Source organism: Runella sp. (genome assembly GCF_027484545.1).
Taxonomy (GTDB): Bacteria; Bacteroidota; Bacteroidia; order Cytophagales; family Spirosomataceae; genus Runella.
In genome coordinates this window covers 1-14106 of sequence record NZ_JAIXST010000169.1, presented here as the reverse complement: position 1 = coordinate 14106, position 14106 = coordinate 1, and the positions used below count along the sequence as shown (strand labels likewise).

Sequence of the window (14106 nt, the reverse complement as noted above, 5' to 3'; positions counted from 1 at the left end):
AAGCTATTTAAAATGTTTATCCGCAAAGTTCAGGTATTGTTGCCAATCAAACAAGGTCACATCGTGTCCACCCGAACGAATATGATAGCCGATTTGGCCTTGAACAGAAGTATTGAGTATTGGAATTTTTTCCGTTGGCAACCCTTCTTTTCCTAAAAAACGATATACGACTTCGGCCGCTTTGGCTCCGGCAAATTCGCCTTCAGGGTCAGCCCCTTTATCATCTACCGCACTTGCAATGTAAACGGGACGCGGTGCCACGAGCGCAATCACCTCATGCTGGTCAAAGGGCAGCAGGGTATCTTTATCCATGTATTTTTTAAAATTGGCAGCATACCAATGCGGAAAAACGGTACACAATCGGCGGATATTTTCGCCCACGCCCCGATGAAACAATTTGGCCCCACCCGCTCCGGATTCGTTGCTGATGACCATCGCAAAACGTTCATCAGTGGCACCCGCCCACAATGCCCCTTTCCCCAAACGCGACCAACCAAAAACCGCTACTTTTTCGGCATCAATGGCTTTATCGGTTTCCAAATAATCCATGGCTCGGCTCAGTGCCCACGCCCAAGCCGCGATAGTCCCGAAATTATCGCCTTTGTTTTGCAATTCAGGATACAGTGTATGGACCCCTTTTTGAAGCCCGGTTTTGGCATCATCGGAAGCAATATCTTCACGATAAGCCGTCACCAACGCGTAACCTCGGTCTAAAATGGAATCAATCGGCCATTGATTAGCATTGGTTCCCCGACAGGCTTCGGTGGCTTGGTGATTGACCACACACGAATGATTAGCGTACGGATTTCCCTTTCCGGATTCCATCCAACTTTGCGTAATTCTGATGTTAGGGTCGGGATGAACGGCGTGATTTCCCCAAAAATTCAGCCCTAAAATAGCAGGAACGCGGCCTTTCACATGGTTTGGAATATAAATTAACAAATCCATTCGCGGACCATCCGATTTGCCATTAATATAAACGGCTACTTGTCGACGCGTTGCTTTTCCGTTCAACGCTTTTTTATCCTCCTCAAAAACCTCAAAACGCATTTCGGCAGGTCGCTTGGGCGAATGTCCGTACATTTCGTTGGCAAACAACTCCAGCAGTTCTTTGCGTCGTTGCGTATGCCATTGTTCCAGCGTTTTTACCCGTTGACCGTTGTTCATCAACAAGGGGTCAGGCAAGGGAGTTTGCGCTTGGAGATAGCTATTTACAAGCCACAAAAGGCCGTACAATACCATTTTTTTCATAGTCATTATTTCATCAAAATCACATCCGCAGTTCGCGACGCCGGCGTGACTTTCAACTCTTCCATTTTACCGTTTTTGACATTCCCTTCTACTGTGGTATTGTAAGGAGCGTGCAGTTTAAATGTTGCGTTCCACTCGTTGGGCCAAGCGGGCAGCAGATAAATCTTTTTGCCATCTACCTGCATCAGCATTTCCTGCAAACCAATCATGGCGGAACCGCCCCAATTATGGTCGGGAGTCCAATCAAAACCCGGCCCCCAAAAAGTGGGGAAACGATGGTTGGAATCCTTGAATTTGAGGCGAGTTAATTCGGCGGCTTCTTCAGTCAAACCCAAACGAGCGGCAAAGATGCTGTACTGCCGCCACCCAACATGGCTTTTAAACTGAACCGCGTGCGGGTCATATTTGTAAGTATTGACGGCAACATCCAAATCAAGTTTTCCTACACCGTAAATTCCCCACGGAAAAACAGGATACAACTGCGGCGTTTCTGTATTTTGGACTCGTGCCCAGGCCACGGCAGGTGCTAAGGTTTTATGTCCGTCAAACTCCTGAAATGGCAAAGGTGGAATTCGTTTAAGCATCGTTGTCCATCGTTCCCGTTGTTTGGCTTCCAAATACGCATCGGGTAGCTCTAACATTCGTGTTAGAATCACTTTCAGGGCCGCAATCAACGTAGCCGAATTGTAGGTCATTTTGAAGGTTTCACCGGCTGAACTGGGGTAAAAAACGTAGTTTCCTTTTTCATCAAATGGTTTTGTGCCGCGTTTTTTAGCTAACAATTGATAATGTTCATCGAAAAAAGTAAGACAACTTTCGATGAAAGGCACGTATTCCTTGATATTTCGACCTTTGTAGCGCTCGGTTTCGAGCATCATCAAGCAAAACTCAAACACGGTTTCCCACTGATATTCAAGCCATGCGTTGTATTCCATGCCCGGATCATAGCCTTCCGGACGTTTCAGGCCATATTCAAACACGTTGGGTAAACCAAAATTTTCGATTTGTTCCGTAAAACAGGCTCCATCATGATTCCAGTACACTTTGGAACGGAGTTCGGCATTGCGTTGCGAACGCAGATAAAAGTCAAATTGCGGTTTCAATAGGTCAAAATCTCCACTTTTGAACATCGGAAAATACACCAAACGTTGATTTTGAGCCGTCATCGTCCCACCTCCCCACAATCGAAAATCAGGGGTGTGATTGTATTTTTTATCCACAAAACTCGGGTCAAATGTGAATAAGCCGCCGTTAAATTTGGTCGGCCATTTTCCATACGCATTACAACCCAATTGATAGCGAAAGAGTTGGTAATTGCGCGAAATCGTGCTGTCTTTTCCCTCAATGAAAATATAACTTCGATTCCAAAATTGTTGCCACCATTCACGGGTTTTCGCTAAATCTGCCTTTGGGTTTTGCGCGGCTTCTTTTTGGATTGTTTTTAAGGGCGATTTCCATTCCTCCAACGTGTTGGTTTGCGCTGAATGCAGAGCAATTTCAATGTGTTGCGAACGAACCGATTTAGTCGTTTCCAACGCCCACGCTTTAAATTCCGTATCGGCATATTGACCCGAAGTTATCCCTGCCGGCTTCATATTTTCACCCTTCATTGCTCCACCAAACGTATTGTTTTTCAGTGGGTCAAAGAGTTGATTCTTTACGGAATCCATGCCTTCCATCCGCACGGTGTAGTCAAACACGTTTTCTACATCGTTGCGATTTCGATGATAAAAAAGCACTTCATCATCGTTAAAACCGATTTCATCATTATACGTTTTGACCTCGAATTTTTGGGCTACTTTGTAGGAATTTTCTCGCAATGCAGTGCCTTGCACCAATAGATCCTCAGCTCGCCAAGACTCATACGTTGCTGCGATTTTAACGGGTTTGACACTTTGTATATCTACGTGAACCACAGGGCGAAACACATCCACCCACAGATTGATTTGGGTAGTACCACTGGTTATTCTTACACCACCTTCCTGCAATCGAAGTTCCTGCTTAAAAGGGACATCTGTAAACGGATTCGGAGACAATTTCAATCGAACGCGCCCCAACTTGAGCATCGCATTATTCTCATCAAACGTGCCGCTTTTGGATAAATAAAACAGCACTTCGTCCTTTTCCACCGACACATTCAGGCCAATATCTCCCCCGCCGCACGGCATGGATTCCGAAGAATTTTTGCTCTGAGAAGTCCAGACGACGTTGTAGTTAGAGAGCTTTTGGGGTTGGGCAAAGGCGAATTGAAGACAACAAAAAGAGAACAGGAAAAGAAGTAAGCTTTTCATTTAATAGATTTTCAATTGATTATAAAAGTACACACCTTTTCATTGTTACCGGTAAATTTTGGCGCAGAAATAACTGTTTGAGATTATTGCAGCAGTGTTTATATTTAACGCATAGACCAACCGAGTTATTCATTCAGAAAAATCAAACGCGAACTGCTATTTGAATTTGATAGTGTCAGCGAAAGTAATTTAATCCATAAAGTGATTGCCTATGAACTTATAGATGATACGCAATTTATCTTCAACTTGTCGTTGGTTGATAAAGACGAAAACGGTCAACTAAGTGACTTGGCGGTAAGCAATAATCAAGATATGGAAAAGGTTTTAGCTACCGTAGTAGAAACATTAGGCGTATTTTTCATGGAATTTGAAGGAGCAAAAGTATTCTTCAAAGGCAGTACTCCTTCTCGAACACGGCTTTACCGTATTATCATTGCGAAATTTCACAAGGATTTTAAACGGGAATACGTTATTTTTGGTTTTATCAATAACTTGCCAGAAATTTTTGAAGTAGGTAAAGCTTACGAAGCATTTTTGATTGAGAAAAAGAATAATTATGGAAAAAGGCATTAAAATAGTCAAAAAAGCACGCGAGGTAAAAAAATATGACACCTTGGATGCAGCGCTAAAAGCAAAAAATGACGAAGCGCGAGCCTATCTGAAAAATGTAAAATGGCCAGAAAAAATGGCCTAAACTTTTGAGTGAGTGGAAAAGGATTTACGCCAAAATCCCCTTCACCAACTTCCCGTGTACATCCGTCAAACGAAAACGCCGTCCTTGAAATTTATAGGTAAGTCGTTCGTGATCAACGCCTAACAAGTGCATAATCGTGGCGTGAAAGTCGTGAACATGGACGGGGTCTTTGATGATGTTGTAACTAAAATCATCCGTTTCGCCGTAACTGATACCGGGCTTTACTCCTGCCCCGGCCATCCACATCGTGAAACATCTCGGATGATGATCGCGACCGTAATTATCCGCCGAAAGTTTGCCTTGTGAATACACTGTCCGCCCAAATTCTCCGCCCCAAATCACCAATGTATCATCTAACATTCCGCGACGTTTGAGGTCAATAATCAGCGCTGCCGTAGCCTGATCAACTTGCTTGCATTGGTTGGTAATTGCTATGGGTAAATCGTTGTGTTGGTCCCAACCCTGGTGATACAACTGAACAAATTTGACGTCTTTTTCGAGCAATTTTCGCGCTAAAATACAATTGGCGGCATACGAACCTGAATCTCGGCTATCGGGACCGTACAATTGAAAAACTTCCTCCGATTCTCCCGACAAATCCATCACTTCAGGCACCGATGTCTGCATTCGATACGCCATTTCGTACTGCGCAATTCGGGCATCCACTTCGGGGTCACCGTAGGCCTCGTTTTGAAGTTGATTGAGTTTAGTCAAATAATCTAACATTTCTTTCCGGTCCTTGCCTTCGTACCCTTCGGGATTGTTGAGAAATAACACAGGATCTTTTCCCGACCGAAATTGGACGCCCTGATGTTTGGAAGGCAAAAAACCATTGCCCCACAACCGCGCATACAATGGCTGGTCTTTGGGAGCATTTTTGGAAACCAGGACAATGAACGTCGGCAAATTGTGATTGTCGGAGCCCAACCCATAACTCACCCACGAACCAATCGAAGGACGGCCCGGGAGTTGATTTCCCGTTTGGAAAAAAGTAATGGCCGGGTCGTGGTTAATCGCCTCGGAATGAATGGATTTTACCAAACATAACTCGTCAATCACCTGCGCCGTATAAGGCAACAATTCACTGATCCACGTTTGATTTTTGCCGTGTTGGTTAAATTTATAAATGGATGGCACGACGGGTAAGGCACTTTGATTGGCGCTCATTCCCGTCAACCGTTGTCCTTTTCTGACCGAATCGGGCAGGTTTTGCCCTGCCATTTCGTAGAGTTTGGGTTTGTAATCAAAGGTCTCAAATTGCGACGGCCCACCCGCCATGAACAGATACACTACCCGTTTGGCCTTGGGAGCAATATGGGGCAATGCCTTCAAAATCTCTTCTTCAAAATTGGCCGAACTTTCTTCCGCTACTTTGGGTGAAGCCCCGAAAAGATGTTTCGCCCCAAAGAGTGACCCTACCGCCAACGCCCCCAACCCCAACGAGGTTTTGGTCAGGAAATGCCGCCGGTCGAGTTGTTTGTTCAACCCCTGAAAATCAGGCGTATGTAGTCTAAAGTCGTCGTCGTGATGATGTGACATGGTGGTATTGTTTGCCCCCATCCCCAACCCTTCCCCCAAGTGGGGGAAGGGAGTTTTCACCCCTCCCTAAATTGGGGAGGGGGAGGGGTGGGGTTTTTATCTCTTCGTTAAACTTGCATCTGAATTCAGTATCGTACTCGCTACCACGGCATTGGCCGCTACGAGTGAGGCATCCAATTTCGCATCCGCTACGTATTGCCCGGCAGTTAACCAACCGTTCGCTTTCAACGGATTTTCTTTAAATTTCTTCCATTGCGATTGCTGTAAACCAACCAGCAACTCCACTTCTTTTGCCGAAGGTCGACGCCCGGTCAGTTTTCGGTAACCGGTTACAATCGCCTGTTGGGTATTGGGTATTCTCGCCATTTGTTCGCCCATTACTTTGGCAGCTTCCACAAACGTCGGGTCATTGAGCGTGACTAAGGCTTGCAACGGCGTATTGGTTTTTTGACGACGCACTACGCAAAAACTCCGCGACGTAGCATCGAAAGTCGAAAGCGTAGGATTGGGAACGGCCCGTTTAGCCAAAATATACAAACTTCGTCGGTACACGGCATCACCCGAATCACGCACGTAATTGGCACTGTTGATTTTCCATAAATCTTCGGGCTGATAAGACTTTACACTTGCTCCGCCTATTGTTGGATTTAACAAACCACTCGCGACAAGCGCATTGTCGCGAATCATTTCAGCAGTCAAGCGGTAAGAAGGTCCGTGCGATAACCAACGATTTTCGGGGTCTTTTTCACGAGCCTCTTTGGTGGTTTGGGAAGCCTGGCGGTACGTTGCCGACATCACGATGAGTTTGTTTAACTTTTTTACATTCCATCCGCTTTCTCTGAACGTAACTGCCAGATAATCCAACAAAGCCAAATGGCTTGGCAGTTCTCCCTGATTTCCAAAATCTTCGGTGGTTTTGACTAAACCCGTTCCAAAGAAATTTTGCCATAAACGATTCACCGTTACCCGCGACGTCAGAGGATGGTCTTCGTGCGTCAGCCACTGGGCTAATCCGTAGCGGTTTTTGGGTAAATCTTCGGGAAAAGCTAAAATGGACTCAGGTGTATTGGGAAACACTTCTTCGCCAAAAGCATCGTAATTGCCGCGCAGAAGTACGTGGGCTTTTTTCGGTTTCGGCATTTCCTGCATCACCATCAATTCTTTGACCTTCTCAGTTGAATCGGCCAAAGATGCCCGCAATTGCTGCAGTTTCTGACTCGCCACGAGCACACTCGGCTCCATGGCCGACAGGTAATATTCTTTCAAATCAGCCAATTCGACCGCCAAAAGTTGTGCTTTACTTTTAGTCGCAATAGCGTTCCAATTGGTTTTTTTTGCCAATTGTTTCAATTCAAAGGGTGTCAACACACGGTCGTAAAACGTAATATCATCAACTTTCCCGGAAGTGAAGCCCCATCCGCGCCACCAGCCGCCTACCTGTATACCCGATTGCTCCCGCGACCGAAACAAAATATCTTTTTGAAGTTGGTCCATCGTAGTTTCGATTGCCAACTCATTGCCGTCCTGAAACAGGCGAAATCCCTGCGCTCGGGAAGATCCATCGTAGGTGATGGTCAACTGAATCCATTTATCACGCGCAACCGATTGCTTCGATACGCGTGTAATGGCATTTGACGGCGCAACGTGCGCCATATTGAGTTCAAACTTATTGTTTTTCAAATACAAGTGCCAACCCCTGAAATTGTAGAGCCGCTCCGCTTGACTTTTATGAATAATGACACCTTCTTTCAAGTTTTTCGGAATATTGACCCAAATCCCCACGCTGAACGGTTGCGATTTTCGATAGGCACCCACACAATCCAAATCCAGCCACACATCACCGTTGAGCGCCAATGCTTTACCCGTACCTCGGTCGGCAAACGCGGCAGGCTCTTCTCCGGATTCACGAAGCATTCGACCTGATTGAGTAGGCTTAAGGCTATTTTTCAGGTCGTTTTCAAACCCAAAATGCGCGACTAATCCCGTTTGCGGAATTGGTTGGTTAGCCAATTGTTGGTGACCGTTGGCAGCCAACCACTTTCCAAAATTTCCCACTGAATTTGTTTTTGCTTGGGCAATAACTGCTTCCTGCCGTTTGATTTGGGTCGTAATAAATTGCTGTATTTTTTCCTGCTGAGGCGTGGGCAACAGCAATGTAGGTGAAGGCATGGCATCGTCCCAGGAAATCTGTCCAGCTTCTTTTACGTTATTAAAAAAACTGAACAACTCGTAATAATTCTTCTGCGAAATAGGATCGTATTTGTGGTCGTGGCATTTGGCGCAGCCCACCGAAAGTCCCAAAAATGCATCACCAAACGTATTGGTACGGTCTATTACGTATTCCGTTTGAAACTCTTCTTCGATGATACCACCCTCCAGATTTTGCTGGTGATTGCGGTTGAAGGCAGTAGCAATCAGCATGTCTTTATTAGCCTTTGGCATCAAGTCGCCTGCCAACTGCCAATGAACAAATTTGTCATACGGCATATTTTTGTTGAACGCGCCAATGACCCAATCGCGGTAGGGTGACATATCGCGCAGACGGTCCACCGTATAGCCGTGAGAATCGGCAAAACGCGCCAAATCAAGCCAGTCAACTGTCATTTTCTCACCATAATGCGGCGAATTGAGCAAACGATCTACTTGTTTTTCGTAAGCCTTGGGCGAATTATCTTTCAGAAACGCGTCAATTTCGGGCAACGTAGGTGGTAAACCCGTCAAATCCAGTGACAATCGACGAAGTAACGTTTCTTTGTCTGCCAACTTTGCGGGTTTCAGTTTTTCCTCTTCGAGTTTTTTGAGAATAAAATTGTCAATCGGATTAATGACCCAATCCTCGTTTTTCACATCTGGAACGTCGGATTTTTCAGGAGCCACAAACGCCCAATGTGGCTTGTATTCGGCACCGTCTTCTATCCATTTCACCAAAACCGCCTTTTCCTGAGCAGTCAGGCTTAGGTGAGAATTCGGGGTGGGCATCATGTAGTCAGGGTCAGAGGAAAGAATGCGGTGAAACATCTCACTGTCTTTCAAATCGCCCGGGTCAATGGCCACTTTATCGGAATGTTTGGGAAGGCTGGCAAACGCAAACTCGGCAATATCGAGCCGCAAACCCGCCTTTTGTTTGGCTTTGTCGGGCCCGTGACAGGCAAAGCATTTATCGGCCAAAATGGGTTTGACGTGCAGATTGTAATCCAATTCGTCGGGCAATTGTTTGTATGCCGCCGCGATCTCTTCCGGAAGCTCCGGCGAGCATCCAACCATCGCCAAACATGCAAACCAGAAAAGCAAATAATGAAAACGCAGCATGGGATTTAATATTAAAAACGCCTAACAAGTACGTTCATTACAAAGCAAATAAGCGTAAAAATCTAACACGCTTATTTGCCCATATCTGGAAACCCATCAATTTCTTTGCTATCTCAATTTTTCTTAATAACTATGTTATGAAGATTTTCTTGCCTGCCATTGCTGATGTTTAATCTTTTGCCATTTCCAAATATTCTCACCCCCAACTTCACTAATCACACACAAACACACTGATGTAATCAGGCGAAGAAGTAGTAATTTGTTTGAGGGTCAGAATTACGTCCTGCGGGAGTACTTTGGCTACTCGCTTTTGAAGCTGCGAGGCGGGGTCCTTTTCAAGCAATTCGTAGCGAATTTGACTTCGGGTGATTTTCAATTCCTTTTTTCGGGAGCTTGTTAACACCGTCGTTTGGACATCATAATCTTTATAGGCCTGTAATTCATCGGCGATTTGTTGGGCCAACGGCTCGGCTCCTGCATCGTAGTAAACTTCAATCGACCAAATTTTACGCGGAGCCACTATTTTCTTTACCAAAGACGATTTTTTAGGCAAAGTTTTCTTCTTTTCAGGTTCGGGGTCGGTAGGGTTTATAATCCCTGCTACTCCGGATACTACTCCCAAAATCAGCGTAAGCCCCATAAACATTCGGATGGAGCGGAGCATCTCAGCCCGTGGTTTTGGACGGCTGCTTTCGCGACTGAGCAGGTAAAAAGACAATATAAATGCAATGGCACTGAGGCCCGAAATACCGTATTTAAGAAATCCTGCTAACTCACTTACCTGAAATTGGGCAACTATCATTTGTTTAATTTTTTGTCAAGTAAGTGGCTTTTTGCCAATTTTACAAACTCAACCATCCATGTTGCCATCAGCGTACTGTGCAGTGGTTGCGAAAGGCTTTCCAATCCCAGTGTTGTTTTTTCAGCGCCGATCCGCTCTACGCGTGAGCGCATGAGGGCTTCTTCGTAAGGAACCGGAAATTCAGGATGCGCCTGCACCCCCAACATCCGCTCCCCTACCCGAAACATCGCCACAGGACAGTCAGCGGAAGAAGCCAATACAACGCCGTCGGGCGGTAATTGCTGTACTTGATCCTGACACATCATCAACAAATTAACGTTTTCCTGCCATGGCTGCATCCAAGCGAGTTGTTGACTTACTGTAAACGTATGAATCCCCACGCACCATCCGGCGGCTGATTTTTGAACTTTCCCGCCCAACGCTTTTCCCAGCATTTGATGCCCAAAGCATACGCCGAGGAAGATTTTTTGTTGGTGATAGATTTGTTGAACCAATGCTTTTAAGGTATGAATCCAAGGTTCCTCGTCGTAGACAGAACTTTTAGAACCAGTGCAAATATAGGCATCACATTCGGCTGCCGAGGCTGGAAAATGGCCATTCACAACGTCGTAAAATACAAACTCCCACTCCGGAGCAAGTGGCCGAAACAAGGCAGGGAACATATCACGGTAATCGCCCGCAATTGAACGGAATTCTTCCCGTACATGGTCACACTCTAAAAGACCGATTTTCATAAATATGTTACTTTCCTAATTTGTCACATTGATTGTCTGTCTTCGAGATATATAAAACAACCTCGATTAGACTCTTTCAGAGTGACAAATCAGGTTTTTTGTTTTAAAATTGCTTTGGCTCGCTTCGCTTTTTCTATCTATCAAAAACCCGAAACCCGCAAATGAAACGATTTGGGTCTTGTTAATGCTTCGTAACCTAATGCCGATAGGGTACAGCCACGACCGGAATCTTTGACGCCCGTCCAGGCGAGTTCGGGGTCGAGGTAATCGCAGCGATTCATAAACCACGTTCCCGTTTCGATTTGGTTTCCGATGTTTAGAGCAGCGTCGGCATCGCTTGTCCAAACAGAAGCTGTGAGACCGTAGTCGCTGTCGTTCATGAGTTGAATCGCCTCTTCGTCGCTGCTTACTTTCATAATGCCCACGGCCGGGCCGAAGGTTTCTTCATTCATAATACGCATCGAATGATTGACATTGACCAGCAATTGCGGTGCCAAATAAGGGGTTCCTATTTGGTTAAACGAAAACAGCGACGGGTCAATCAACGCATCGGCTCCTTGGCTGACGGCTTCGCGAATTTGAGCCCGCACAAACTCCGCCGCCGAAGTACGAACCATGGGCCCGAGATGAACCCCGGCATCCAAGGGATTTCCCAAAACATATTGATTCACAAGGGCTACAGCCCCCTGTACAAAATCATCATAGACTTTTTCATGAACGTAAATGCGCTCAATCCTGCAGCACGATTGCCCCGAATTGAACAACGCTCCATCTACCAGATTTTCAATCGAAAAGGCCAAAGGCGCATCTGCACGTACGTAAGCCGGGTCTTTTCCACCCAACTCCAGCCCCGTTGCCATAAAACGCTCGGAAGCAGCTCGTTGTACAGCATGTCCGCCCGAAACGGAACCCGTAAAAGCTACAAAATCAACGCGGGAATCTGCGATAATGCGAGCTACGTAGTCGTGTGTGGTATGGACATATTGGAATACACCTTCGGGCAAACCCGCCGCCTTGAAGGCTTCGGCGTAACGTTCTGCGCAAAGAGGTGTTTGTTGAGCGTGTTTTAAGATAACGACATTACCCGCCAATAATGCCGGAATAACGACGTTCACGGATGTCAAATAAGGATAATTCCAGGGAGCTACTACGAACACCGTGCCCAACGCTTCGCGACGAATAAAGCGTTGAAATCCTTCCTTTTCCGATACCGAAACATCGGCCAACGCTCCGTTGGCTGCCTGCATCATGTAGCGAGCGCGCTCCTGAAATCCACGGCGAATTTCGTTGGGTGTATACGCAATCGGGCGCCCCATTTGCCACGTGAGTTCTTCGCCAATGGCATCGGCATGGGTTAAAAAATAGTCAACCGCTCTTTCGCAAATAGCAATTCGTTCAGCCAAAGGAACGTTTTTCCAAGCTTTTTGAGCAGTTTTGGCTTTTGCCAGAGTAACTTCAATTTGATTCGCAGTGATGTATTCGCGCTCAAGATAGACTGAGCCGCCAACGGGAGAAATGACTTGGAAGGTTTTCATTTGTGCGGGAAAAAGTAAAGCCGAAAATTACGGCTAATTTTTAAAATAATTTACTTTCCCTTTGCCAAATGATACTATTCCGGCAAAGACTTCCTAAAAAAATATCCTGCTACCAACTTGAAATGCAGTTGATAGCAGGATAGCCGTGGATTCAATTTTCTTAATGAAGGGTATGAATAGTTAGACTGTTCAATTTTGCCTTTCCCCCCTCCGAAGTCAAGCTGATTCCTCCCTCGTGTTGCGTCGGGAAAACCCAGTCGGTCATGACTGACTCACCATCTTGGGCATACAGTTCAAGGATTGACTTATCGGCCAACAGCCTGATTTTAAGCTTGCCGTCTTTTAAAGGCACTTTTACGCGTTCCACACTTGAAAACCGTGGGTGAAAATTCACCTGTCCCGAATGCGTACGATCGAGCGACAATTCCTGCGCAGCCACATCGTAGCGAATGACGGTCGCTTCATCCTTGCTTTGGAATACATTGAACGTAACCGTTTTGGCTTGTTGCGGCTGAATTTCTACTGTTAAATCAAACACTTCGCCTTTGAACGGTACGGTATAATTCCCTTCAATAGTTTTGTTTTTAACACTGAATGCTTCTTTTTGTCCATTTTTAAATGAAGAAACGGGCAACTGAACGAGCCGCAGTCCATCTGCTGTCTTTTTCAAGGATAACTCGCGCGCCACTGAAAAGCCGCCGCGCCATGTATCACCCGTAGGGATTTCGCGGGCATATTCCCAATCGTTCACCCAGCCAATGATAATGGGTTTCGTTTGTGATTTGGGTAAGTTGTTGAACGGAATGGCCGCGTAAAAATCTTTGCCTTCGTCTACGTACAATATTTCGTTCTGTTTTTGAGAAGTGAAGGTTTTCCCGTCAAAATCGCCTACAAAGTACTGCATCGCCAAATAATTCTTTTGACGGTGGCCGCTCGAAATCATCAAAACCCACTTGGTCTCTTTTGAGCCGGCAACGGGCACTTTAGTCAGCGACGGACATTCCCAAATCTTGGTCATATCGCCCTGCTTCCCAAATTCACTCAACAACGTCCATTTTTTCAGATCTTTGGATTCATAAAATTGGGCGATGTATTCCAATGGTTTCACCACGGTCATAATCCAAACCTGTTTTTGGGGATACCAAATCACATTCGGGTCACGGAAGTCCTTCATGCCCAAATCTAACACCGGGTTTTTGTCGTAACGTTTCCAGGTACGGCCTTTGTCGGCACTGTAGGCAATGCTTTGGTGCTGGGCTTTTCCTTCAATATGGGACGTAAAAATGGCCACCATTCCTTTTTTAAAGCCTTTTTCAAAAAATCTGGAGGTATTCATGCTATCAATAACCGCACAGCCCGAAAAAATCATGGTTTGAGTTCCATCGGGATTGTCAAATTCCGGCAAAGCCACGGGGAGTGTTTCCCAATTTTTGAGGTCTTTGCTCACAGCATGGGCCCAGCTCATGTGTCCCCATACATTACCGAAAGGATTGTATTGATAAAACAAGTGGTATTCGCCGTCCAGATACACCATTCCGTTGGGGTCATTGACCCAATTTTTGGGAGCAGTGTAGTGGTACTGAGGTCGATAATCCTGTGGTTTATTTTGTGCCCAACAAACCACCGAGAAAAGCAGCAATAACAAAGACGGGGTTCCTTTTTTCATTCGTATGTATCATTAGAAAGTTGCCAAATGTAGTTATTTTTAATAAAAATGGCAGTAGCAAAATACTACCGCCATTCGTTTCCGAAGGTTTCTTAACTTATCAGTATTTTTAAACAGTCAATGAGTGCGTTTGCGCCAGAAAAGTACGTACTTCAGATACCTACCGTACAGCAGGGCTGTTAAGTTCTATTTTTTTGTTACATTTGACCAAATATTATATGGAATATGACACTAAATGAATTTTTCAAAGATTTACCAGATTCACGTCGAAGTCAGGGACAACGC

10 protein-coding genes are annotated in these 14106 nt (G+C 45.5%); 2 read left to right on the top strand and 8 right to left on the bottom strand.

Annotated features, from left to right (window positions below):
* Positions 1–3 precede the first annotated feature (3 nt).
* Both Q0081_RS15900 and Q0081_RS15895 read right to left on the bottom strand, forming a co-directional pair.
* Positions 4–1251, bottom strand: coding sequence for a S9 family peptidase (locus tag Q0081_RS15900; RefSeq protein ID WP_298355207.1), 1248 nt, complete (start codon positions 1249–1251; stop codon positions 4–6).
* 5 nt (positions 1252–1256) lie between these two features.
* A complete protein-coding gene (locus Q0081_RS15895) occupies positions 1257–3542 on the bottom strand; it encodes a DUF5703 domain-containing protein (RefSeq protein ID WP_298355205.1) in 2286 nt (761 codons plus the stop codon).
* Between the two features lie 111 nt (positions 3543–3653).
* Here Q0081_RS15895 and Q0081_RS15890 point away from each other — a divergent pair, with 111 nt between their 5' ends.
* Positions 3654–4115, top strand: a complete 462-nt coding sequence (locus Q0081_RS15890) for a DUF6934 family protein (RefSeq protein WP_409034071.1) — start codon at positions 3654–3656, stop codon at positions 4113–4115.
* Positions 4099–4236, top strand: a complete 138-nt coding sequence (locus Q0081_RS15885; protein ID WP_298355201.1) for a hypothetical protein — start codon at positions 4099–4101, stop codon at positions 4234–4236. The genes Q0081_RS15890 and Q0081_RS15885 overlap by 17 nt, the downstream gene beginning before the upstream one ends.
* 24 nt (positions 4237–4260) lie before the next feature.
* Here the strand turns inward: Q0081_RS15885 and Q0081_RS15880 are convergent, their stop codons facing one another.
* From Q0081_RS15880 to Q0081_RS15855, 6 genes are all read right to left on the bottom strand, one after another.
* Positions 4261–5775 (bottom strand): DUF1501 domain-containing protein, encoded by a 1515-nt coding sequence (locus tag Q0081_RS15880; protein WP_298355309.1) that lies wholly within the window; start codon positions 5773–5775, stop codon positions 4261–4263.
* 96 nt (positions 5776–5871) lie between these two features.
* Positions 5872–9084 (bottom strand): DUF1553 domain-containing protein, encoded by a 3213-nt coding sequence (locus tag Q0081_RS15875; RefSeq protein WP_298355199.1) that lies wholly within the window; start codon positions 9082–9084, stop codon positions 5872–5874.
* Between the two features lie 211 nt (positions 9085–9295).
* Positions 9296–9886, bottom strand: a complete 591-nt coding sequence (locus Q0081_RS15870) for a hypothetical protein (RefSeq protein ID WP_298355197.1) — start codon at positions 9884–9886, stop codon at positions 9296–9298.
* Complete coding sequence (locus Q0081_RS15865) at positions 9883–10620, bottom strand: glutamine amidotransferase-related protein (RefSeq protein ID WP_298355196.1); 738 nt, start codon at positions 10618–10620, stop codon at positions 9883–9885. Before Q0081_RS15865 ends, Q0081_RS15870 begins: the two co-directional genes overlap by 4 nt.
* Before the next feature lie 140 nt (positions 10621–10760).
* Positions 10761–12155 (bottom strand): aldehyde dehydrogenase family protein, encoded by a 1395-nt coding sequence (locus Q0081_RS15860; RefSeq protein WP_298355194.1) that lies wholly within the window; start codon positions 12153–12155, stop codon positions 10761–10763.
* 160 nt (positions 12156–12315) lie between these two features.
* Complete coding sequence (locus Q0081_RS15855) at positions 12316–13821, bottom strand: glycoside hydrolase family 32 protein (protein WP_298355192.1); 1506 nt, start codon at positions 13819–13821, stop codon at positions 12316–12318.
* Positions 13822–14106: the final 285 nt, after the last annotated feature.

What these genes read in the sequence shown, in the direction of transcription:
- Q0081_RS15880 (WP_298355309.1), bottom strand. Translation starts at nt 5,775, where the DNA reads ATGTCACATCATCACGACGACGACTTTAGACTACATACGCCTGATTTT.
- Q0081_RS15900 (WP_298355207.1), bottom strand. Translation starts at nt 1,251, where the DNA reads ATGAAAAAAATGGTATTGTACGGCCTTTTGTGGCTTGTAAATAGCTAT.
- Q0081_RS15860 (WP_298355194.1), bottom strand. Translation starts at nt 12,155, where the DNA reads ATGAAAACCTTCCAAGTCATTTCTCCCGTTGGCGGCTCAGTCTATCTT.
- Q0081_RS15895 (WP_298355205.1), bottom strand. Translation starts at nt 3,542, where the DNA reads ATGAAAAGCTTACTTCTTTTCCTGTTCTCTTTTTGTTGTCTTCAATTC.
- Q0081_RS15870 (WP_298355197.1), bottom strand. Translation starts at nt 9,886, where the DNA reads ATGATAGTTGCCCAATTTCAGGTAAGTGAGTTAGCAGGATTTCTTAAA.
- Q0081_RS15865 (WP_298355196.1), bottom strand. Translation starts at nt 10,620, where the DNA reads ATGAAAATCGGTCTTTTAGAGTGTGACCATGTACGGGAAGAATTCCGT.
- Q0081_RS15855 (WP_298355192.1), bottom strand. Translation starts at nt 13,821, where the DNA reads ATGAAAAAAGGAACCCCGTCTTTGTTATTGCTGCTTTTCTCGGTGGTT.
- Q0081_RS15885 (WP_298355201.1), top strand. Translation starts at nt 4,099, where the DNA reads ATGGAAAAAGGCATTAAAATAGTCAAAAAAGCACGCGAGGTAAAAAAA.
- Q0081_RS15875 (WP_298355199.1), bottom strand. Translation starts at nt 9,084, where the DNA reads ATGCTGCGTTTTCATTATTTGCTTTTCTGGTTTGCATGTTTGGCGATG.